Source organism: Actinocorallia populi (assembly GCF_002995495.1).
GTDB lineage: Bacteria > Actinomycetota > Actinomycetes > Streptosporangiales > Streptosporangiaceae > Actinocorallia > Actinocorallia populi.
In genome coordinates this window covers 588,112-610,089 of sequence record NZ_PVZV01000003.1, presented here as the reverse complement: position 1 = coordinate 610,089, position 21,978 = coordinate 588,112, and the positions used below count along the sequence as shown (strand labels likewise).

Here is a 21,978-nt window from a genome sequence, read left to right as displayed (position 1 = left end):
GAATTCGCTCAGGACGTCCTCCCGGGGTAGAGGGTGGCGATGAGGTCGGCGAAGGCGTCCTCCACGGCGCGGCGCTTGACCTTCTGGGTGGCGGTGAGCTCGCCTTCCTCGTGGCCGAGCTCCTTGGGCAGCAGCCGGAAGTCCTTGATCTGCTCGACCCGCGCCAGCCGTTCGTTGACGTTCTCGACGACCTGCCCGATCAGGGTGCGGACCTCCTGCCGCTCGCTGAGGTCGCGGTAGGTGGTGTAGGGGATGCGCCGCCGCCGCGCCCAGTCGCCGACGGTGTCGCCCTCGATGCCGATCAGCGCCGTCAGATAGGGGCGGCGGTCGCCGATGACCAGGGCCTCCTTGACGTAGGGGGAGGCCTTCAGGGAGTTCTCGATCTCGGCGGAGGCCACGTTCTTGCCGCCCGCGGTGATGATGATCTCCTTCTTGCGGCCGGTGATGCGCAGGAAGCCGTCCTCCAGGACGCCGAGGTCGCCGGTGTGGAGCCAGCCGTCCTCGTCGACGGGGGCGGCGTCAGGGAGTCCCCAGTACCCCGCGAAGGTGCCGGGGTGGCGGGTGAGGATCTCGCCGTCCTCGGCGATGCGCAGATCGACGCCCTTGCGGGGTTCGCCGACCGTGCCGAGCCGGACGCGGCCTCTGATGGTGGCGGTGGCCACGCCGGAGTTCTCCGTCATCCCGTAGACCTCGTGCATCGGGATGCCGATGCCTATGAAGAACTTCAGCACCTCCGGGGCGATGGGAGCGGCTCCGGAGGCCGCGTAACGCACATGCCGCATGCCGATGGCGGTACGCAGGGAACGGAAGCAGAGCAGCCATCCGAGCGCGTAGAGCAGACGCGTACCGAGGGTGTGCGCGCCGCCCGTCTCCACGAGTTTCGTGCCTATGCGGTCGGCGACTCGCAACCAGAAGCGCAGGGAGCGGCGTTTCAACCAGGTCGCCTTCCCCGCGCTGATCTCCACGGTGGCGAGGACCTTCTCCCAGATGCGTGGGACGCCGAACAACAGCGTCGGCTGCACCTCGCGGAGGTTGTGCGTCACGGTGTCGATGGACTCGGCGAAGTTGACCTGCACTCCGGCCGTGACGTTCAGCCAGGTGGTGAAGAAGCGTTCGGCGATATGGCAGAGAGGGAGGTAGGAGACGATGAGGTCCTTCTCCGAAGGCAGAGGGTCGATGAAACCGTCTTCCTTGACGAGGGACAGGACGAACTCGACGTTGGCGTGGGTGAGCATCGCGCCCTTGGGCGGACCCGTCGTCCCGGACGTGTAGACGAGCGTGACGACGTCGTCCGGACGGGTCTCCGACATCCGCTGGAGGATCGCGGCGGGAAACTGTTGGCGATGTGCCGCGCCCAGTTCGCAGAACTCGTCCCAGGACATGAGGCGCGGGTCGTCGTAGTGGCCCTGGATACCGCGCGGCTCCAGATAGACGATGTGACGCAGCTCCGGGGCGTCCACCTCCAGTGCCTTGTCGACTTGTTCCTGGTCCTCGGCTATGAGCACGGACGCGCCGCTGTCGGTGAGCAGATGCGCGACCTCCGACACCGGGTTGGTGGGGTAAAGGCCCATCGTGATGCCGCGTACGGCGACCGTTCCGAGGTCGGCGTAGAGCCATTCACGGCGGTTGTCGGCGTGTACGGCCACACGTTCACCCGGTTGCAGGTCCAGTGCGAGCAGGGCGTGGCCGACGATCTGCACCTGTTTCCAGTACCGGGCCCAGGTCACCTCCCGCCAGATCCCCAGCTCCTTCTCGCGGAGAGCGACCCGTCCGGGTTTCTGTTCGGCATGCTGCTTGAGGCGTTCGACGAGGGTCATGAGGTCTCCCCCAGATAGGCCTTGACCACCTCCGGGTGGTCGCGGATGCGCTCGGGAACGTCCAGCGCCAGCCGCACCCCGAAGTCGACGGCGAGGATCCGGTCGGCCAGGTCCATCACCAGGCCCATGTCGTGCTCGACGAGGATCATCGCGACGCCGAGCTCCTGCCGGATGTCGAGGATGAACCGGGCCATGTCCTCGGTCTCCTCCAGGTTCATCCCGGCGACCGGCTCGTCCAGCAGCAGGAGGCGGGGCTCCATCGCCAGCGCGCGGCCCAGCTCGACGCGCTTCTGCACGCCGTAAGGCAGCAGGCCCACGAGCTGGCGCCGCCACTGCTGGAGCTCCAGGAAGTCGATGATCTCCTCGACCGCGGCCCGCGCCCTGACTTCGGCGCTGCGGGCGCGTCCCAGCCACGCCATCGCGGCCAGCGGACCGTAGCGCGTGTGCTGGTGGCGGCCGAGCATGAGGTTGTCGAGCACCGTCAGGCCGGAGAACAACTCGACGTTCTGGAAGGTGCGGGCGATGCCCCTCTCCGCCCTCCGGTGCGGTTTGAGGTCCGTCAGGTCCTCGCCCTGGAAGACGACGGAGCCCCGCTGAGGCCGGTAGACGCCGGAGATGACGTTGAAGATGGAGGTCTTGCCGGCGCCGTTGGGGCCGATGACGGCGAAGAGCTCCCCCTCCGCCACGTCGAAGGAGACGCCGTCGATCGCCTTCACACCCGCGAACGACAGGTGCACGTCCCGGACTTCCAGCACGGTCATGACAACCACCGCTTACGCCGCTTGTAGTGCTTGACGTCGCGGAACGACCTCGCCGCGCCCTCCGCGCCGAGGCCGAGGTAGAACTCCCGGATGTCGTCGTCCTCCAGCAGTTCGGCCGCGGGCCGGTCCATGACGATCCGGCCCGACTCCAGGACGTAGCCGTGGTCGGCGACCGACAGCGCCATGGACGCGTTCTGCTCGACCAGCAGGATCGTCGTCCCCTGGTCGTTGATCTGCGCGATGATCTCCTTGATCTGCTGGACCAGCCGGGGCGCCAGGCCCAGGCTCGGCTCGTCCAGCAGCAGCAGCTCCGGATCGGACATCAGGGCCCGGCCCACCGCGAGCATCTGCTGCTCCCCGCCGGACAGGTAGCCGGCCGTGCGGGAGGCCAGCGCCTTCAGCCGGGGGAAGAGCCCGTAGACCCGCGCCAGGTTGTCACCGAGGGCCCTGGGCGCGGTGTGCGCGCCGATCCGCAGGTTCTCCTCGACGGTCAGCTCCGCGAAGATCCGCCGGCCCTCCATGACCTGGCGGACGCCGCGCCGCACCACCCGCTCGGGGCCGAGTCCGTGGATGGGGCGGCCCCCCAGCTCGACGCCCCCCTTGGTGACGCGCCCGTCGTGCACGTCCAGGAGGCCGGAGACGGCCCGCAGCAGCGTGGTCTTTCCCGCGCCGTTGGCGCCCAGCAGCGCCACCACCCGGTGCCGGGGGACGGTCAGGCTGACGCCGCGCAGGACCAGCGCGACATCGTGATAGACGACCTCGAGATTGCGCACTGAGAGCATCCGCACCACCCAAGTGTTGTGCAGATCACAGTGATTCGGGTTGGTGCGTACGGCAAGAGGCCGGAGGTCGGCTTTTCTGTAATGAAATCAACGGAACGATCCAGACGGGCTTTTGTCTTGATCGTCTGGGTCGGGACTCCGGTTCCGCCGGAGTCCCGACCGTCAGAGGTAGAGGCCGGTGCCGTGCTCCGGGCGCTCGTTGGCGACCGCGTGGAGGTCGCGTTCGCGCATCACGAGGTAGGTGGAGCCCTGCAGCTCCACCTCGAGCTGCTCCTCGGGGTGGAACAGGACGCGGTCGCCGACCTTGACCGTCCGCACGTGGTGCCCGGTGCCGCAGACCTCGCCCCAGGCCAGCTGGTTGGAGGTGTCGGAGGTGGCGGGGATGACGATGCCGCTGCTGCTGGTGCGCTCCGCCTCCCGCTCGGGCTTGATCATTACCCGGTCGTGCAGCATCTGGACTTCGAACTTCGGCTGGGACACGTCAGGGATTCTACCGACTGGACGGGTCAAAGCCGTTTCTCGAGGATGTCCCGGAACGCGGAGACCTCGGTGTAGACACCGGGACGGCCCTCGCGGGCGCAGCCGTCGGCCCAGGAGGCCAGGCCCGCGACCCGGTCCTCCATGCGGGGCTCGGTCTGGCCGCCGAACCGCACCGTGGTCCGCACCCGCACGACCAGCGGGCCGCCGTCGTCGAACCGGCAGGCCGCCGCCTCGCCCGAGCCCGCGCAGGTCATGCCGGAGTCCAGGACGTCCCCGTAGGCCGAACGGCATTCGGACTCGCCGACCAGGGGGACCGCCGCCTTGCGGAGCCTGCTGTTGTTCGGCCTGGCCTCACCGGTGGCGCCCCAGCCGAGGACGAACCCCCGCGAACCGGTGACGCTCCCCAGCTTGACCGGCTTGATCTTCTTCACCTTCTTGGCGAGGGTGAGGACCGCGAGATCGTTGCGCGGGACCTCCAGGCCGTCGAGATCCGTCACCCGGTGGCCGGGGTGGACCCAGATCTTCTTGACGCGGTACGTCGTGCCGTTCTTCTTCTTGACGTCCGTGCGGCCGAACGTCACGTTGAGCCGATCCGGCACGGCCTTGAACTGGCGGGCGCAGCGCGCGACCGTCAGTACCTTGTCGGCGCGCACCAGCACGCCGCCGCACAGATGGCCTCCGGGCCGGAAGAAGCCCGCCTGGGAATGCAACGCGCCCAGCCAGGGATAAGAAGAGGCCTTGACCGCGGTGCCGCCGACGACGGCGGACGCCGGAGCGGCGGTCAGCACCACGGGCAGGGTGAGGAGAGCGATGAGGGGGGTGGCTATTCGCATGAAGATCAGTCGTACCGTCTTCCGGTCCGCGAAGAGAGCCTTCCGACGAGATTGCGCGGCATGAATTTGCTGAGCCCGACGACCGCCTTGTACTGAGGGCCGGGCACGGAGACCTGCACGCCCTTCTTCAGGTCCTTGAGAGCGGCGTCGACCACGTCGTCGGCGTTCAGCCACAACGCCTCGGGGATGCCGGAGGTGTCCATCTTCGCGCGCTCGTGGAACTCCGTGTGCACGAAGCCGGGGCACAGCGCCATCACCTTGACGTTCGGGTCCTTCACGTCCTGGGCGATGGCCTGGCTGAAGCTGACGACCCACGCCTTGGACGCGCCGTACGTCCCCCGCGTGAGGAACGCGGCTACGGAGGAGACGTTGATGATGCCGCCCTTACGGCGGTTGCGCATCCCGGGAAGCGCGGCGTACGTCAGGCGGAGGACGGCTTCGCAGTGCACCTTCAACATGCGCAGCTCCTCCTCCACGGGGACGTCGAGGAAGGTTCCCTGATGGCCGAAGCCCGCGTTGTTCACCAGGAGGTCGACGCCCTGGCGCAACCGCTCCTCCACCGCGGCGATGCCGGCGTCCTCGGCGAGATCGGCGGGGAGGACCTCTACGGCCACGCCGTAGTCCTGTCGAAGGGACTCGGCCGTCTCGTCGAGCCTCTCCCTGTTGCGCGCGACGAGGACCAGATCGAGCCCGTCCTTGGCGATCCTGCGGGCGAAGGCGGCGCCGATGCCCGCCGTCGCCCCGGTGATGAGTGCGGTCGGCATGCGCCTACCTTACGGCTCCGCGATGAAATCCCGAGGGTCAGGACGCCGTGTGGCCCTGCGGTAGGCGAAGGTGAAACCCGGCCAGTTGGTGACCTGTTTGCCGTCCTCCGTCTGGTACCAGCTGTCGCAGTCGGCGTTCCAGACGGTCCTGCGCATGCGTGCCTGGAGGTCTCTGTTGAAGGCGTTCTGCGTCTCCTTCTTCACCTCCAGCACGCCGCCCATCTGCAGGCAGCCGAGGATGTACCGGAACTGGCTCTCCAGCATGTAGACGATGCTGTTGTGGCCCAGATTGGTGTTGGGCCCGTACAGCAGGTACAGGTTCGGGAAGCCGTGGACGGTCAGGCCGAGGTGCGCCTCGGCGCCGTCGGCCCACGCCTTGTCGAGGGTGAGGCCGTCGCGGCCGGTGACGCGCATCGGCGCGAGGAACTCCGACGCGCGGAAACCCGTGCCGAGGACCAGGGTGTCGGCCTCGCGGAACGTGCCGTCGGCGGTGACCACGCCGTTCCGCCTCACCTCCGCGATGGGGTCGGTGACGAGGTCGACGTTCGGCCTCTGCAGGGCGGGCAGGTAGTCGTCGGAGATCAGGGCGCGTTTGCAGCCGAGGGGATGGTCGGGGAGCAGCTTGCGGCGCAGCTCCGGGTCGGCGACCTCCTTGCGCAGGCGCCTGCGGTAGGAGTGCTCGATGGGCTTGAGCAGGGCGGGGTAGCGGACGAACCCGAGGGCACGGGATTCGAGCAGCAGGTAGGTCAGCAGCCGGTCCATGTCCTGCAGCAGGGGGAACGCCGAGCGCAGCCGCAGGGACAGGGGGCCGTGGCGGCGGTCGGGCTTGGGGATGATCCAGGTCGCCGAACGCTGGTAGACGTCCAGGCGGGCGGCCTCGGCGGCCAGGCGCGGCACGAACTGGACGGCGCTGGCCCCGGTGCCGACGACGGCGACCTTCCGGCCCGCGAGGTCGTGGCCGTGGTCCCAGCGGGCGGAGTGGAACATCCTGCCCTCGAAGGAGTCCAGGCCCGGCAGGTCGGGGATCGCCGGGCGGTTGAGCTGGCCGCAGGCGGCGACGAGCACCTCGGCGGCCACGGGGCCGCCGGAGGTCTCCAGCCGCCACCGGCCGTCCTCGAAGGAGGCGGAACGCACCTCGGTGTTCAGCCTCGGCTCGAGGCCGTTCTCGTCCGCGCAGCGGCGCAGGTACTCGAGGATCTCGGGCTGCTCGGCGAACCGGCGGCTCCAGTCGGCCTTGCGCGCGAAGGAGAAGGAGTACAGCGGGGACGGCACGTCGCAGGCCGCCCCCGGATAGGTGTTGTCCCGCCAGGTACCGCCGACCTGCGCGCCCTTGTCCAGCAGCACATGGCTGATCCCCAGCCGTTTCAGCAGGATCGACAGGCCTATCCCGCCGAACCCCGCACCGATGACCGCCACTCGAAAAGTATCCACTTACCCATACTGTGACGGCCCGCACGAACCGTCCAGGGTCGGGCGGGCGCCCGCGGGAGGACGGCCGGGCGCCGTGCCGGGTCAGGTGTCGGGGAACTCGCGGGGGACCAGGACGCGCAGCGCGTTGGGCAGGAGCCGGACGCTGACGGGGGTGCGGGCGCGCAGCTCGCCGTCGACGTCCACGGCCATGGGCGGGTCGGTGGCGACCTCGACGGCGTTGGTGGTGAGGAAGGACGGCTCGGCCAGCGTGCGGAAACGCCCCGTCAGGGCGTGCCGGGCGGTCGCCGACAACAGCCGCAGCCGCACCTGGTCGCCGAGCTGGTAGACGGCCAGGAGCCGGTCGTCGGGGCTGGCGTCCTTGGCGATGACCCGCCCGCTGTGGTGGCTGCCGTTGGCGATGTTCAGCTGGTGGGTGGTCAGCTCGTGCACCGCGCCGCCGATGTCGAGGGTGGCCTTGAACGCCTGGTGCCGCGGGAGCTTCCACAACGCGGTCAGCAGGTAGGAGAAGCGGCCGAGGTAGCGTTTGAGCAGGTGCGGCACGGAGCGGGCGACGTGCACGGACAGGCCCAGGCTGACCATGTTGGCGAACGTCTCCGGCGGCGCGCCGGTCCGCGGGTCGAACTCCCCGAGGTCGACGTCGGCGACCTTGCCGCCGCCGATCACCCCGACCGCGCCCCGCACGTCGAGCGGCAGCCACAGGCCGCGCGCGAAGTTGTTGGTGGTGCCCAGCGGCAGCAGCCCCAGCGCCACGTCCTGGTACGCCAGATGCCGCACCGCCTCCTTGAGCGTGCCGTCCCCGCCGCCGACCACGACGAGGTCGGGCTTGAGCTCCATGGTCCGCTCGAAGACCTCCGGCAGCAGCGCTGGATCGTTCACCGGGTGCAGCTGCACGAACCCGATGCCCTCCCTGAGCAGCAGCCGCAGCGCCTCCGCGTAGCAGCGCCTCCCCCGCCGCGAGCGGGTGTTGACGATCAGGACGGCCCGCCCCCCCGACCGGATCGCCTCCTCCAGTTCGGCCTTGCTACGCATCGAGCGCCCATCCCGTCCAGAAGTACCGGCAGCACCCGGGCCGACACCCCGCGCGCGCATGGCCCCATCCTAGGGAGCCGAGCCCCCTCCCCGCCCCGTCTCCACCCCGCACCCGCCCCCTTCCCCGGTTCCCGCCCCGCCCGACCACCCCTCCGGACGACGACGCGTCCAGGCGGGAGCGCGTTCGGGTGGCGGTGCCCGATCCGGCCGTGAGTCCGGGTGGGGTGCTCCGGTCGGCCACCCCTTCGAACGACGACGCGTTCAGGTGGCGCGTCCGGGTGGCGCGCCGGGCGGCGGCGCGTTCGGGTGGCGCGTTCGAGTGCGGCGCGTTCAGGTGGCGGCATCTCCGTGGGCCGTGTGTCCGGGCGGTGGCGCGTTCGGGTGGCGGTGCCCCGTCCGGCCGTGGGGCCGGGTGGTGGCGACCCGTCCGGCCGGGTGGCGGGGCCGGGGGGTCAGGAGGTGAAGGGGGTCAGGTCGCGGTGTTCCAGGGCGGCGGCGATGAGGTCGGGGAAACGGTCGGGGGTGCAGGCGAAGACGGGGACGCCCAGGGCGGTGAGGGCGGCGGCGTTCTCGTGGTCGTAGGCGGGGGCGCCGTCGTCGGAGAGGGCGAGCAGGGTGATCAGCCGGACGCCGGAGCGGACGAGGGCGGCGGCGCGGCGCAGCATCTCCTCGCGCGGGCCGCCCTCGTACAGGTCGCTGACCAGGACGACGACGGTCTCGGACGGGCGGGAGACGAGGCCCTGGCAGTAGGCGAGGGCGCGGTGGACGTCGGTGCCGCCGCCGAGCTGCGTTCCGAACAACACCTCGACGGGGTCGTGGAGCCGGTCGGTGAGGTCGGCCACGGCCGTGTCGAAGGCGACGAGCGACGTCCGCAGCGCCGGCACCGAGGCGAGGGCCGCGCCGAAGATCCCCGCGTACACCACGGACGGCGCCATGGAGCCGCTCTGGTCCACGCACAGGATCACGTCCCGCCGCACGCCCTGCGTTCCCCGCCCGAACCCCACGAGCCGCTCGGGCACGACGGTGCGCCGCTCCGGCAGGTAGTTGCGGAGGTTGGCGTGCACCGTGCGCCGCCAGTCGACGTCCGCCTGCCGCCGGGGCCGCCGCACCCGCGCCGACCGCTCCAGCGCCCCGCGCACCGCCGACCGGAGCCGCTGCTCCAGCCGCTCCTCCACCTCCCGGACGACCCGCCGCACCACCTCCCGGGCGGTCTCCCGCGCCCGCTCCGGCAGCACGGAGTTCAACGACAGCAGCACGCCGACCAGATGCACGTCCGGCTCCACCGCCTCGAGCATCTCCGGCTCCAGCAGCAGCCGCCCCAGATCCAGCCGCTCGATGGCGTCCTGCTGCAGCACCCGCACCACGGGCCCCGGAAAGTACTCCCTGATGTCCCCCAGCCACCGCGCCACCTGCGGCGCCGACTCCTGCAACCCGCCGCGCCGCCTTCCGGCCTTCTCCCCGTACAGCGCGTCCAGCGCCGCGTCCATCTTCTTGTCGGCCCCCCGCGGCACCACCCCCGCCCCTGCGCTCTCCCCGAGCACCAGCCGCCACCGCCGAGCCCTCTCCGCCTCGCCGCCTTCGGCGGCCGCACGGCCCTCCTCCCCGGAAACGGCGGAAGCGACGCTCCCCCCACCCGAGACGACGTCCCCGGCGGAGAACCCGGCACCCGAGACGTTCGGCCCGGTGCTTTCGGCGGGAGTGCCGGGGTCTTGAGCGTTCGACCCGGTGTTTGCGGTGGGGAGGCCGGGGTCTTGAGTGCTCGGTCCTGTGCTTTCGGCGGGAGTGCCGGGGTCTTGAGCGTTCGACCCGGTGTTTGCGGTGGGGAGGCCGGGGTCTTGAGTGCTCGGTCCTGTGCTTTCGGCGGGAGTGCCGGGGTCTTGAGCGTTCGACCCGGTGTTTGCGGTGGGGAGGCCGGGGTCTTGAGTGCTCGGTCCTGTGCTTTCGGCGGGAGTGCCGGAGTCTTGAGCGTTCGACCCGGTGTTCCCGGTGGGGAGATCGGGATGCTGAGCGCTCGGTCCTGTGCTTTCGGCGGGAGTGCCGGGGCCTTGAGCGTTCGGCCCGGTGTTCTCGGCGGTAGGGCCGGTGGTCCCGGGGTTCGTGGGGGGCTCGTCGGTCACGGGGTCTCCTCGGCGGGGGGTTCGCGGGGGGTGAGGGGGCCGGGCGGGGGGGATCCGGGGCGGAGGGGGAGGAAGGAGAGGACGGTGGCGACGGCGGGGGCGGCACGGGCCGGGTCGAGGTCCTCGGGCGGGGGCGGGGCGGGGGCGGCGAGGTGGTGGAGGCGGGCGGCGAGCGTGCGGCGTTCGGGCGGGGTGTGCGTGGCGAAGGTGCGGCGCAGGAGGGGGAGGACGGCGGTGAAGGTCTCGGCGGGAAGGGCGGCCAGCCAGGAGTCGAGGAGGGCCAGGAGGGCGGCGTCGTGGATGAGCAGGAGGGCGCCGTCGGCGAGGAGGCCCTCCAGCCAGGCGGCGGTGCGGGCGGGCGGGGTGCCCGGGGAGACGGCGCGGGACATGCGGGCGGGCAGGTCGGGGAGGCGGCCCGCGTCGTGCAGGAGGCGGGTGAGGCGGCCCTCCAGCAGGCCGTGCGAGGCCGGGGAGTCGGTGAGGGCGGCCAGGGCGTCCAGCCAGCGGGCGGTGTGCGGTGGCTCGTCGAGGAGGGCGAGGGTCTCGTGGACGGTGGCGACCCGTTCGAGCAGGGTGCGGGCCGCGTCGTCGTCCAGGGACGCCGCGGCGCGGGGGAGGCCGAGGCAGATGCGGACGACCAGGCCGTCCACGACGGTGCGCAGCGGGCCGGTCGGGGTGCCGCGGACGTCGCCGTAACGCAGCGCCCGGACCAGCGGGGGAAGCGCCTCCATGAGCCGGACGGTGTCGCCGTCCGCGGTGGCGCGGTCGGCCAGCGTGCTCATGACGGCGGGCAGCGCCTCGTCCAGCCCGGCCAGAAGGGCGCGTTCCGCCAGCACGGTCAGCTCGGGCAGGCCGCGCGCGTCGGCGGCCTCCGCCTGGATCCGCGCGGCCGCGGCGTCGTGGACGGTGGTCCCCCAGACACCCGCCTCGATCAGCCGGACGTCGAACTCCGGATGCCAGGCGAGCACCCACACCTCCTTGAACGTTCCCTGGGACCGGTTCGAGGCGTCCGCGGCGGGGGAGCCCCAGGCGACGTCCAGGACGCGCAGGCGGTGCAGGAGGCGGCTGCGTTCGAGGTCGACGGGCCTGCGCAGGTCGAAGGCGTCCTGCCGGGGCTCGGCGGACGGTTTCAGGCGCAGACGCTTCTGCTGGGCGAGCAGATCCCGCTGGAGCGGCACCATCGGGGTGGAGTCCGGTACGGATCCGAGCGCCTCGCCCACCACCATGCGGCGCCGGATCAGCTCCAACGGCAGGTCGGCCCCCTCGCACAACACGGCGCGGGTCGCCTCGGTGAGCTCGTCGAGCCCCGCCAGCGGCCGTCCGCGCAGCGCCGCGAGGGCCTCGGCCAGCCGCACCGCCTCGATCACGTGCGCCGACGAGACCGGCAGCCCCTCCTCGCGGAGCAGCCGCGCGCTCTCGGTGAGCCACCGCTCGACCGGACGGTCGGCGGCCTCGAACAGGTGCCGGTACCAGCCCGGTGACCGCACCCCCGCCCCGTAACCGGATTCCCGGGCCAGCCGCCCGTGCGTCCAAGGCACCCACGTCATGGCCACCTTGGTCTTCGGCAGCCCCTTCAACGTCGCGGCGTCCCGCGAGGCGGGAACCTTCGCCCGCAACGCCGGCACATGCCATGCCCCGCACACCACCGCGATCCGCTCGAACCCCTCCCGCACGGCACGCCGCACGGCCTGCCGCATCCAGGCCTCGCGCTGCTCCTCCCGCTCGGATCCGGCCCGTTCCGTCTCCTCCCGCAGCACCTCCATCGCCTCGGCGACGACCCCGAACACGTCCTCCTGCCCCCGCAGCTCGACGACGTCGTCCCACCACCGCTCCGCGTCCGCGTGGCCCGCGGCCTCCGCCAGCACTCCCAGCGGGTCCCGCCGGGCCCGCTCCCACAGCCCTTCGTCCGGCCTTCCTGCTTCTTCGCCGGGCTGCCGCCCTCCAGCGGCTCTTTCCGCAGGCGTCGAACGTTCGGCGGCGTTCCCTGCTCCGCCGTCCGTTTGCGTCGTCTCGTCCGTCGCGCCGAGCGAAGCCCGCCGGGCACGTTCCGACGGTCCTGCGTCGCTTCCTCCGGGTTCCTTGGTAGAGGCGCCTTTCGCGGTTTCCGGCTCGTGCTGCTCTCCGGGGGCTTCGGGCGGGGCGGCGAGGGTGCAGGCGGCGGGGAGGTCGATGAAGCGGGCGGGGAGGCGGTGGGCGTGGGCGTAGCGCAGGGCGGTCCATTCGGGGGTGAAGGAGGCGAAGGGCCAGAAGGCGGCCCGCTGGGGGGCGGTGAGGGTGTAGGCGAGGAGCGCCACGGGCGGGGTCATGGCGGGGTCGGCGGCGAGGTGCAGGAGGGGGTCGGCTTCGGGAGGGCCCTCGATCAGGACGAGGTCGGGGCGGTAGGCCTCCAGGGCGCGGCGCAGGGCGCGGGCCGAGCCGGGGCCGTGGTGGCGGATGCCGAAGACCTCGACGGTCAAGCGGTCCTCCGGGGGTGAGCGGGGCGGAAGGGAGACGGGAGGCGGGCGGGGCGCGTCAGGGGAGCGTCTCGCGGCAGGCGCGGTAGAAGTCGCGCCAGCCGGGGCGGTCGCGGACGACGGTCTCCAGGTACTCCTGCCAGACGACGCGGTCGGAGACCGGGTCCTGGACGACGGTGCCCTGCAGGCCCGCGGCGAGGTCGGCGGGGCGCAGGACGCCGTCGCCGAAGTGGGCGGCCAGGGCGAGCCCGCCGGTGACGACGGAGATCGCCTCGGCGGTGCTCAGGGTGCCGCTGGGCGTCTTCAGCCGGGTGCGGCCGTCCTCGGTGCGGCCCGAGCGCAGCTCGCGCAGGACGGTGACGACCCGCCGGATCTCCTCCAGCCCCGCCGAGGGCGCGGGGAGCTCCAGTGCGCGGCCCAGCCGGGCGACGCGCCGGGAGACGATGTCGACCTCGTCCTCCAGGGAGGCGGGGACGGGCAGGACCACGGTGTTGAACCGGCGGCGCAGCGCGCTGGACAGCTCGTTGACGCCGCGGTCGCGGTCGTTGGCGGTGGCGATCACGGTGAAGCCCCGGCGGGCCTGGACCTCGGTGTCCAGCTCGGGGACCGGCAGGGTCTTCTCCGACAGGATCGTGATGAGGGCGTCCTGCACGTCCGAGGGGATCCGGGTGAGCTCCTCGACGCGCGCGACCGCGCCCCGCCGCATCGCCCGCATCAGCGGGCCCGGCACCAGCGCCTTCTCGGACGGGCCCTCGGCGAGCAGCCGCGCGTAGTCCCAGCCGTAGCGGATCGCCTCCTCCGGGGTGCCGGCGGTGCCCTGCACCAGCAGCGTCGAGTCGCCGCTGACCGCCGCGGCCAGATGCTCCGACACCCAGGTCTTGGCGGTGCCGGGGACGCCGAGCAGGAGCAGCGCGCGGTCGGTCGCCAAGGTGGCGACGGCGACCTCGATCAGCCTGCGGGGGCCCACGTACTTGGGCGTGACGGCGGTGCCGTCGGGGAGCTCGCCGCCGAGCAGGTACGTCGTGACGGCCCACGGCGACAACCGCCAGCCCGGGGGGCGGGGCCGCTCGTCCAACTCGGCCAGCCTGGCGAGCTCGCCGGCGTACTCCTGCTCGGCGTGCGGGCGCAGGACGCCGGTGGCGGCATCGGGCGTGCCGTCGGTCATCGTCGGTCTCCTCGGGGTTCTCGAGCGGGGTGGCGGGTTCGCGGCGAGGGCGCCTTCAAGGGCTCTCGGCGAGCTCCTGCAGCATGTCGTGCCGGAACCGGAGGGTCTCGGCGAGTTCCACCAGTGGCCACTTGCCGTGCAGTTCGGCCAGGGACAGCAGCCGGGGCGCGGCGGCGGGCGTGAGCCGCTCGTCGGCCAGCCGGCACAGCTGGGAGACGAACCGGGTGGCGTCGGCGTCCGGGAGCACCGACTCCAGCAGGGCCAGGACGGCCTCGGCCAGCGGCCCCGTCCAGGGCGAGGGGAGCCGGGACAACAACCGCAGCAGGTGCGCCTGGTCCTCGGCGGCGCGGACGAGCTCGGCCGCGGCGGCGTCCCGCTCGTCCTCGGGCAGTAGCTCCAGCAGCCCGGCCGGCGCCTCGGCCTCCTCGACGAGCGCCCCGTCGCCGAGCAGGGACCGCGCCCAGTCCGCGGCGCGCTGCCGCAGTGCGGCCCGCGCCCAGCCCAGGTGCACGTCGTGGGCGAGGTCGTCGGCGACGGGCAGCGCCACCAGCTCGCCGGAGGTGAGCCCCGAGGACTCGGTCCAGCTGTCGAGCGGAGTGCGGGCGAGGATCTCGCGCAGCCAGGCGGCGCGCACCCCCGTCCGTGCCGCCGAGGGGGAGAAGGAGCCGGGCGGGTGGAACGGGATGCCGTCGCGCGCCATCGCGTCGTCGTGCTCCTCGGGGAGCTCCACGACGATCCGCGTCCGCCTGCGGGACCGCACGGTGCGCTTCTCCAGCCGCAGCAGCCGCTGGGCGCGTCCGGCCATGCGCCGGGCGTAGGCCGAGCGGGGCAGCCGGGCGAGCAGGTCGGCGGCGTGCTGCCGGACGTCCTTGCCGCGGTCGTCCAGGGAGCGCTCGAGGAACTCCTCGTCGGCCTCCGACAGCCCGTGCTCGAAGACGGCCAGGAACGCCGCGCGGTCGGGCGCGGTCTCGCGGGACCAGCTCTCCAGGAGCTTCTCGCGCGCCGCGCCGGGGTCGTTCAGGCGCAGCGCCGTCAGGTAGGCCACCCGCTGCGCCCGGGTGCCGCCCGCCCAGTCGGCGACGGCCTCGACGGAGGCGGCGGACTCGGTCAGCAGGTAGGCCCAGTCGGAGTTCTGCAGCGCCAGCCACGCTCCCCGCTGCCCGGCCGTCCGCGCGATGAGGGGGCGCACGGCCCGGTCCCCCCGCCCCTTGTCCAGCAGGTCGGGCAGGCTGCGCGCCGGCACCCGGTACCCGCGCGCGGCGGCCTCGCCCAGCCATTCGGGCAGCAGCCGGGGCCGGTCTCCGCCGAGGAGCCGCTCCAGCCGCCTCCCGGCCGCGGCCGGGACCACCGGCAGCGTCTCGGCCGGCGCGGGCGCGACGAGCCTCCCGGCCTCGGCCCTTCCCGGCCGCCGCCCGGCCCGCCGCTGCACGGCCAGCAGCCCGGCCTGGTCCAGCAGCCGTGCGGCCGCGTCCTCCTCCGCCAGCGGCACCTCCTCCAGCTTCGGCGCCGCCTTGCGCTGGGTCCCCAGCAGCGCCGCCGTCACGTGCTCCTCCCACACGCTCACCGTGGACCACCCCCGTCCGAACCCGCCGTCCGGTGCGCCGGGCCCGGGTGCGGGGCGGGGGCCGGGGGCTCGCAGGACAGGGCGGAACGGGAGGGGGAGGCGGACGTCACGCCGGTGTGGAGGCCCACGTCGGTGAGGACCTGCAGGCCGGGGCGGGTGAAGGTGGTGCGGGTACGGGGGGCGGGCCGGGGGCGCGGGGGCGGGGTGGTGGGGGTCACGGGAGGGTCACCAAGCCTTCGGTGGGGTGCCAGGCGGACAGGGGGCGCAGACCGGTGGGGGTCCATTCGCCGGCGAGGGTCAGGGGGGCTCCGCCGGAGAAGGACAGCAGGCGCCACGGGTCGTGGGTCTTCACCGGGAGGGAGTCGCCCGCGGGGTCGACGAGGTGGAGGCCGTCGGAGCGGGCCAGGCGCACCGAGGCCAGGGCGGCGGGCCAGCGGTCGAGCCAGGGGTCCTGGGAGAGGGCGGCGGCGTGGTCGTCGAGGAGGTCCATGACGGTGCTCCCGGGGGGCGGGGCGGGGCGGGGAGGGGCGTGCAGCTCGGCGGCGACGGCCCGCAGGGGCGGGGCGCCGGGGTGGAACGCCAGGGAGGCGTCCACTGCCGTGCCGGGCGGGAGGTCGACGGGTTCCAGGGGGCGGGAGGAGGCGCCGTAGGCCAGGATCAGGGCGGGGCGGCCGGTGGACAGGCCGCGCAGCCAGGTGCGCCGGGTCCGCAGGTCGTCCCGCTCGGACTCGTGGACGCCCAGGACGTACCAGTCGTCGCGGACGCGCGGCCCGGCCAGGACGTCCTCGCGGGCGGCGGTGAAGCCGATCCGGGCGCGGACGGTGGCGCGCAGCCCGGGCGGCAGGCCGTCCTGCCGCTGGTAGGCGCGGACCAGCAGGTGCAGCAGCCCGTACTCCTCCAGCAGCCGGGACGGCCAGCGCTCGCCGCGCCGGGGGACGGCGGCCAGCTCCCGCACCCGGTCGGCCAGGGCCCTGGCCTGCGCGTCCACCAGCCGCCGCGCGGCCTCGTCCCACAACGTGTGCGGGGCGCGCTCGGCACCGGCCAGGCCGCGGGACACCTGGTCGCGCAGCCACTGCGCGAGCTCCGCGACACCCGCGTCGACCATGCGGGCCCGCCGTTCGGCGGTGCGCTCCCTGGCCTGCCTCCGCTTCTCGTCGGCCGCCTGATCCGCTCCGGCGGTTTCCACCGGAAGCTCCGTAGATTCCTCCTGACCTGCGGTGTTCTGAGACGACGCGTCAGGCGCAAGCGCCGGCCCCTGCTCTCTGCTCCATCCGGGGATGCCCGATCGTTCGCTCACATAATCGAATCTAGCGATGCCCCCCGACAAAATCCGCGGCCGTCTATCCTGGCCCCGCCGAAGGGGGGACGATGGGTACGGGGCACGGGCACGGGCACGGTCTGGGGCGGCGGAGGAGGCACGGCGAGCACGGCGAGGAGGTACCGGCCGACCGCGGGCATCTGGTCGCCGCGCTCGCCCTGATCGCCGGTTTCATGGTGGTGGAGGTGGCCGCGGGCCTGGCCTCCGGTTCGCTGGCGCTGCTCACGGACGCGGCGCACCTGCTCACCGACGCCGTCGCGATCGCGCTGGCACTGGTGGCGATGCGGCTCGCCGCGGCGCCGCCCAGGGGCGGCTACACCTACGGCCTCAAACGCGCCGAGATCCTGTCGGCCCAGCTCAACGGGCTCACCCTGGTGCTGCTCGCGCTCTCCTTCGCCTACGAGGGAGCGCGCCGCCTCCTGGACCCGCCCGAGGTCCAGGGCGGCGTGGTGCTGGGCACCGCGCTGGCGGGCGTGGCGGTCAACCTGGCCGCGACCTGGCTGATGAGCCGCGCCGACCGCTCCAGCCTCAACGTCGAGGGCGCCTACCAGCACGTCCTGAACGACCTGCTGGCGTTCCTGGCCACCGCCGCGGCGGGCGGCGTGGTGCTGTTCACCGGCTGGCACCGCGCCGACGCGGTCGCGTCGCTGGTCGTCGCCGTGCTCATGGTGAAGGCGGGCTGGGGCCTGGTGCGGGACGCGGGCCGGGTGCTCATGGAGGCCGCCCCCGCGGGCATGGACCCGGCCGAGATCGGCGGGGCCATGGCCGGCCGCCCCCGCGTCCTGGAGGTGCACGACCTGCACGTCTGGGAGGTGACGTCGGGCTATCCGGCGTTGTCGGCGCACGTCCTGGTGGATCCGGACGGCGACTGCCGCACCGTGCGCCGCGACCTGAGGCGGGTGCTCCGCGAACGCTACGAGATCACCCACACCACGCTGGAGGTCGAGCACACGCGGGAGGAGGGCCCGCACTGCGGCGAGGCCCACGGCCCGCGGCACGTCATGGCGAGGGTCGTGGCGCCCCGCCCGGCCGTCCCCTAGCCGGCGGCGGCCGCCGTCCTCCCGCGCTCCCGTCCGCGCGCCAGCGCCAGCAGCAGCAGCCCGATCACCAGGACGGGGGTGAGCGCCTGCAGGACGATGGTCTCGGGGCGCGGCGGCACCTGGCCGAGCGTCGCCAGCCACACCGCCACCCGGACGACGCGGACCGCGATGACCGTCCAGACGCCGGAGGCGAAGCCCCGCCAGGCCGCGACGATCCCGAACATCGTGATGACCGCCAGCGAGGTGTAGACGAGGGACAGCACGAGGGCCCACTGCTGGCGGAGCTCGGTGACGGAGCCGCTGGAGAGCACCGACAGGGACGCCATGTCGAGCAGTGACGCCAGGAACACCAGCAGCAGCCCCAGGAAGAGGGGCACGGTGCGGCGCAGCGGCCCGCGCCCCGCCCGCCGTCCGGCGGCCCGGACGGGCTCGCCGAGGTCCTCCGTGTGCTCCACCTCGGTGACCGGCGCCCGGTCCGCCACCGGCTCCACCCGGGTCGACGGCTCGTCCGCCACCGTGGCGCCGTCCGGCGGGAACGGCCTCGCCGGCGTGATCTCCGGCCGCTCGCCCAGCAGCCGCCACAGCAGCTCGTCCGCCGTGGGCCGCTCCGCCGGGTCGCGGGCCAGGCAGTCCAGGACGGGGCGGACCAGCTCCTCCGGCAGCCCGCTCACGTCCGGGTTCCCCCCGCGCATCCGGTTCAGCATCGCGTACAGGTCGCCGTTGCCGAACGGGGTGCGCCCGGTCGCCGCGAAGACCATGGTCGAGCCCCAGGCGAACAGGTCGGAGGCCGGTCCCACCACGTACTCGGTGAACTGCTCGGGCGCCATGTAGGCGGGCGTGCCGACCAGCTGCCCCGTCATGGTGTGCCCGACGTTGTCGAGCGCCCGCGCGATACCGAAGTCGATGACGCGCGGACCGTCGGGACCCATGAGCACGTTCGGCGGCTTGAAGTCGCGGTGCACGATCCCGGCCCGGTGGATCGCGGTCAGCGCGGTGGCGGTGCCGACGGCGAGCCGCATCAGCGCCCCGTCCTCGCGCGGCCCCTTCTCGCGCACGAGCTGCTGGAGGGACGGCCCCGGCACGTACTCGCTGACGATGTAGGGCCGGTCGCCGTCGAGGTCGGCGGCGTGGACCTGGGCGGTGCAGAACCCGGCGATCCGCTCGATCGTCGTCAGCTCCCGGACGAACCGCGCCCGCGCGATCGGGTCGTTGCTGAGCCGGGCGTGCAGCAGTTTGACCGCGACGCGGCCTCCGTGGCCCTCGCCGAGGAACACCGTGCCCTGTCCGCCCTCACCGAGCCTGCCGAGCAGCGGGTAGTCGCCGAGCCGTTCGGGATCTCCCGGTTCCAGCGGAAGCACGCGTCCGTCCCCCCATCGAAAACCTCATGGTCATTGTGCACTTTTCTTCTCTATGAGACATCAGACTGGAGAGGAGTACCAATCCCGGACGGGGGCTCGCCATGAGCACGAGGGTCACCAGGACGCGGACGGCCACGGCCGCCCTTTTCCTGCTGCTGATGTCCGTGACGGCCTGCGGGGAGGCCGGAAAGACCATTACCAGGCTCGCGGTCGGCGATCCCGGCCCCGATCCCTACACCCTGGCGGCGAACGCCGACGACGACGAGCGGGTGGACCGCCGCGCCGAGGCGGGCGGTCAGGTCGAGGGCGACGCCCCCGGCCTCTACGGCGGCACCCGCAAGGCCGCCTCCTGCGACAAGACGGCGCTGGTGGAGTTCCTGCAGGCCGGCGCGGAGAAGGCCGAGGCGTGGTCGGGCGTCCTGGGCATCACCCCGGGGGAGATCCCCGGGTTCGTGGCGGGCCTGACCCCCGCGGTGCTGCGCGTCGACACCCTGGTCACCAACCACGGGTACCGGGAGGGGACGGCCACCGCGCTTCCCGCCGTGCTGCAGGCGGGAGTCGCGGTGCTGGTCGACCGCAACGGGGTGCCGGTCGTCAAATGTAATTGCGGTAACCCCCTGACACCGCCCGATAAGGAAATAGACCCGACGGAAAGTGATTTCCGTGGCGCTTCGTGGCCACAGTTCAGTGGCGAGAAAGTGACGGTGATCGAGACCCCCGGACAGGAGGTGGAGAGCCTGACGCTGGTCGACTCCGAGACCGAGACAGCCTTCGAGCGTCCCGTGGGGACCGGTGGAGACCGGGACGGCGCCGCCAAGCCGATCCCGGCCGCCGCCCGCTCCGAGCCGCCGGTGTCCACGAACGGCCAGACCCCCGGCCCCACGACCCCCGGCGGCCTCCCCACGGCACCGGGCGGCCCCGGCACGTCCACCGGCCCCGACCCGTCCGCGGACCCCGGCACGTCCTTCGGGCCGGGCACCCCGACGGCCCCCGGGACCCCGGGGGAGACCTCCTCGGAGTCCCCCTCGCAGGAGCCCGCGGAGACCGAGGCCACCGAGGATCCCTCCCCGGCGACCGGTGCGCAGACTCCGGAAGAGGCCCCGTCCGCGGCCGTCGAGGAGGATCCCGGCCCCACCGCGGAGGCGCCCGAGCCCGGCGGCGGGACGGTGGAGCCCGACCCCGGCCCGGCCGGGCCGGCGCAGACCCAGCAGAGCGGCCAGCAGACCGAGCAGCCGCGGCCCCAGGAGGTCCAGACCGAGCCCCGGCAGACCCAGCAGCCCCGGACCGAGGAGCCCGAGCCCGAGCCCGGTCCGGAGGTCACCGGCGGCTGACCGTCAGGGCGCGGACGTCCACCAGCCGAAGGAGGCGTCGAACGGCTCGGCGGGGAGCAGCAGCTTTCCGCCGAGCAGCAGGGAGGCCAGGGCGACCAGCCCGAAGACGAGGACCCACACCAGCCCCGGCACCCCGGTGAGCTGGGCCAGCTGGTCGGCGTCGGAGCTCGGCGCCTGGCGCAGGGCGCGCAGCCGCTGCAGTTCGATCACCGGCCGCGCGCCCGCCAGCAGCAGGAAGGCGGCTCCGAAGTAGGCGAAGGCGGCCTGCACGTCGGTCGGCGCGAACCAGGAGACCGCGAAGACGATCCCGCCGGTGGTCAGCACCGACACGACGCCGAAGGCGTTGCGGATCAGCACCAGCATCGCGGCCAGCAGCGCCAGCGCGAACCACAGCATGAGGGTGATCCGCCCGACCTCCAGCAGCCAGGCGAAGAACAGTCCCAGCAGCGGCGGCGCGACGTAGCCGGCGAGCGCGGTGAGCACCATGCCCGCCCCGTCGGGCCTGCCCCGGGAGACGGTGACGCCGGAGGTGTCGGAGTGCAGCCGGATGCCGTCGAGCTTGCGTCCGGTGAGCAGCGCCACGAGCGCGTGGCCGCCCTCGTGGGCGATGGTCACCACGTTGCGCGACACCCGCCAGGCGGGTCCGTAGGCCACCAGGAACAGGGCGAGCACGGCCGCGGCCGCCACGATCCACAGATCGGGGTCCGCCTGGGACCCCCACAGATCACTGAACTCCGTCATGTTTCACATTCCGCCCTTCGTGCGCTCAAGGTATGACGCGCGGCGCCGTCCGGGCGTTCAGATCCGGGAGGGGCCCCGGAAGACCTGCCGGGTGTGCCAGTCGATGTTGCGGACGTCGGGCCGCGCGAAACCCGGCTGAGGGGGGCTGGCGGTGCTGCCGTTCAGCTCGTTCACCATCCGCCGGGAGGCCTCGGTGGTGCCGACGAAGTGCCGGGAGACCAGGATCTTGCCGGACGGGACGATGCCCAGCACGCCCTTGTCGAACAACCGGTGGTGCAGCGAGCACAGGCACAGGCAGTTGGTCAGGTCGTCCTGCCCCTCGAAGGCCCACCAGCGCAGCCGCGCCACCTCGAGGCCGATCACGCTGTTGCCGATCCAGCCCTCGTAGCCGCAGAACGCGCACCGGCAGTCGTAGGCGACCAGGATCTTCTGCCGGATCGTGGGGTCGCGTTCGGCGCGGGGCAGGTGGCCCTCCAGGTACCGGGCGACCGAGGCGGTCTGCGCCACCTCGGGCAGGAGCCCGGCCGCCGAGCACAGGTCCAGGTGCAGTCCGGGCTCGAAGTTGGTGTCCAGCAGGATCCGGACGATCTGCGACAGCAGGACGGGGTCGGCCAGCATCTCCTTGGCGAACTCCGGCATCAGCCTGCCGTGCACGTCGCCGGCGACCAGCAGGTCGCGGTCGGGTCCGGGGCTGGGTCGTCCGCCGGCCGCCGCGACCTCCCACAGGCCGTCGGTGGCCAGGTGGTGGAAGGGGTAGGCCGGGCCCGCGGGCTTCGGCGGCCCGAACTCGGCGAAGAGCAGGTCCAGCGCGGGCTCGGCCTCGCGGAAGCGGATCGGTTTGAAGCCCGTGCGCTGCAGCTGCCCGATCGCGTAGAGCAGCAGGAGCGCCTTGTGGGGGTCGCGTTCGCCGCCCCGGGTCCAGCGCCGCAACCTCGTGATGCGCTCCAGCCACTCCATTGGCGAATCGTAAAACTTTTCACGGCTATTGTCCCGG

At 73.0% G+C, this 21,978-nt stretch carries 19 protein-coding genes; 2 read left to right on the top strand and 17 right to left on the bottom strand.

Annotated elements, in window-relative coordinates; all coding sequences use genetic code 11:
* Positions 1–8: 8 nt before the first annotated feature.
* The 14 genes from C2865_RS15875 to C2865_RS15815 form a co-directional block, all read right to left on the bottom strand.
* Positions 9–1,817 (bottom strand): AMP-dependent synthetase/ligase, encoded by a 1,809-nt coding sequence (locus C2865_RS15875; protein ID WP_106399210.1) that lies wholly within the window; start codon positions 1,815–1,817, stop codon positions 9–11.
* Positions 1,814–2,578, bottom strand: coding sequence for an ABC transporter ATP-binding protein (locus C2865_RS15870; protein WP_106399209.1), 765 nt, complete (start codon positions 2,576–2,578; stop codon positions 1,814–1,816). The genes C2865_RS15875 and C2865_RS15870 overlap by 4 nt, the downstream gene beginning before the upstream one ends.
* A complete protein-coding gene (locus tag C2865_RS15865) occupies positions 2,575–3,360 on the bottom strand; it encodes an ABC transporter ATP-binding protein (RefSeq protein ID WP_106399208.1) in 786 nt (261 codons plus the stop codon). Before C2865_RS15865 ends, C2865_RS15870 begins: the two co-directional genes overlap by 4 nt.
* Before the next feature lie 162 nt (positions 3,361–3,522).
* On the bottom strand, positions 3,523–3,840 hold the full coding sequence (locus C2865_RS15860; RefSeq protein WP_198653350.1) for a GroES family chaperonin: 318 nt from the start codon (positions 3,838–3,840) through the stop codon (positions 3,523–3,525).
* 26 nt (positions 3,841–3,866) lie between these two features.
* Entirely contained in the window at positions 3,867–4,673 is an 807-nt protein-coding gene (locus C2865_RS15855; RefSeq protein ID WP_106399207.1) for a S1 family peptidase, read from the bottom strand.
* A gap of 5 nt (positions 4,674–4,678) precedes the next feature.
* Positions 4,679–5,437 (bottom strand): SDR family NAD(P)-dependent oxidoreductase, encoded by a 759-nt coding sequence (locus C2865_RS15850; RefSeq protein ID WP_106399206.1) that lies wholly within the window; start codon positions 5,435–5,437, stop codon positions 4,679–4,681.
* A gap of 9 nt (positions 5,438–5,446) precedes the next feature.
* A complete protein-coding gene (locus tag C2865_RS15845; RefSeq protein ID WP_232835624.1) occupies positions 5,447–6,853 on the bottom strand; it encodes a flavin-containing monooxygenase in 1,407 nt (468 codons plus the stop codon).
* Positions 6,854–6,949: 96 nt separating this feature from the next.
* On the bottom strand, positions 6,950–7,897 hold the full coding sequence (locus tag C2865_RS15840; protein ID WP_106399204.1) for a diacylglycerol/lipid kinase family protein: 948 nt from the start codon (positions 7,895–7,897) through the stop codon (positions 6,950–6,952).
* A gap of 452 nt (positions 7,898–8,349) precedes the next feature.
* The gene (locus C2865_RS40010) at positions 8,350–9,438 is read right to left on the bottom strand and encodes a VWA domain-containing protein (protein WP_232835623.1); all 1,089 of its coding nucleotides are present in this window, start codon (positions 9,436–9,438) and stop codon (positions 8,350–8,352) included.
* Between the two features lie 572 nt (positions 9,439–10,010).
* Positions 10,011–12,470, bottom strand: coding sequence for a DUF5682 family protein (locus tag C2865_RS39425; RefSeq protein WP_157963743.1), 2,460 nt, complete (start codon positions 12,468–12,470; stop codon positions 10,011–10,013).
* 55 nt (positions 12,471–12,525) lie between these two features.
* Entirely contained in the window at positions 12,526–13,632 is a 1,107-nt protein-coding gene (locus tag C2865_RS15825; RefSeq protein WP_106399202.1) for an ATP-binding protein, read from the bottom strand.
* A 55-nt stretch (positions 13,633–13,687) separates the two neighbouring features.
* Complete coding sequence (locus tag C2865_RS15820) at positions 13,688–15,196, bottom strand: DUF5691 domain-containing protein (protein ID WP_157963742.1); 1,509 nt, start codon at positions 15,194–15,196, stop codon at positions 13,688–13,690.
* A complete protein-coding gene (locus C2865_RS39420) occupies positions 15,193–15,414 on the bottom strand; it encodes a hypothetical protein (RefSeq protein WP_157963741.1) in 222 nt (73 codons plus the stop codon). Before C2865_RS39420 ends, C2865_RS15820 begins: the two co-directional genes overlap by 4 nt.
* A complete protein-coding gene (locus tag C2865_RS15815; RefSeq protein ID WP_106399200.1) occupies positions 15,411–16,382 on the bottom strand; it encodes a hypothetical protein in 972 nt (323 codons plus the stop codon). The genes C2865_RS39420 and C2865_RS15815 overlap by 4 nt, the downstream gene beginning before the upstream one ends.
* A gap of 182 nt (positions 16,383–16,564) precedes the next feature.
* Between C2865_RS15815 and C2865_RS15810 the strand changes: the two genes are divergently transcribed.
* The gene (locus C2865_RS15810; protein WP_106399199.1) at positions 16,565–17,554 is read left to right on the top strand and encodes a cation diffusion facilitator family transporter; all 990 of its coding nucleotides are present in this window, start codon (positions 16,565–16,567) and stop codon (positions 17,552–17,554) included.
* Here C2865_RS15810 and C2865_RS40005 read toward each other — a convergent pair.
* Positions 17,551–18,912, bottom strand: coding sequence for a serine/threonine-protein kinase (locus C2865_RS40005; protein WP_198653349.1), 1,362 nt, complete (start codon positions 18,910–18,912; stop codon positions 17,551–17,553). The two genes, C2865_RS15810 and C2865_RS40005, sit on opposite strands and share 4 nt — an antisense overlap.
* A 101-nt stretch (positions 18,913–19,013) precedes the next feature.
* Between C2865_RS40005 and C2865_RS15800 the strand changes: the two genes are divergently transcribed.
* Positions 19,014–20,243: a DUF6777 domain-containing protein gene (locus C2865_RS15800; RefSeq protein ID WP_106399198.1), complete on the top strand. Its 1,230-nt coding sequence runs from the start codon at positions 19,014–19,016 to the stop codon at positions 20,241–20,243.
* Between the two features lie 3 nt (positions 20,244–20,246).
* Here C2865_RS15800 and C2865_RS15795 read toward each other — a convergent pair whose 3' ends face one another.
* Positions 20,247–20,984, bottom strand: a complete 738-nt coding sequence (locus C2865_RS15795; RefSeq protein WP_106399197.1) for a M50 family metallopeptidase — start codon at positions 20,982–20,984, stop codon at positions 20,247–20,249.
* 57 nt (positions 20,985–21,041) lie between these two features.
* Positions 21,042–21,941 carry a phosphorothioated DNA-binding restriction endonuclease gene (locus C2865_RS15790; protein ID WP_106399196.1) on the bottom strand — a complete coding sequence of 300 codons (900 nt, stop codon included), beginning with the start codon at positions 21,939–21,941 and terminating at the stop codon, positions 21,042–21,044.
* Positions 21,942–21,978 lie beyond the last annotated feature (37 nt).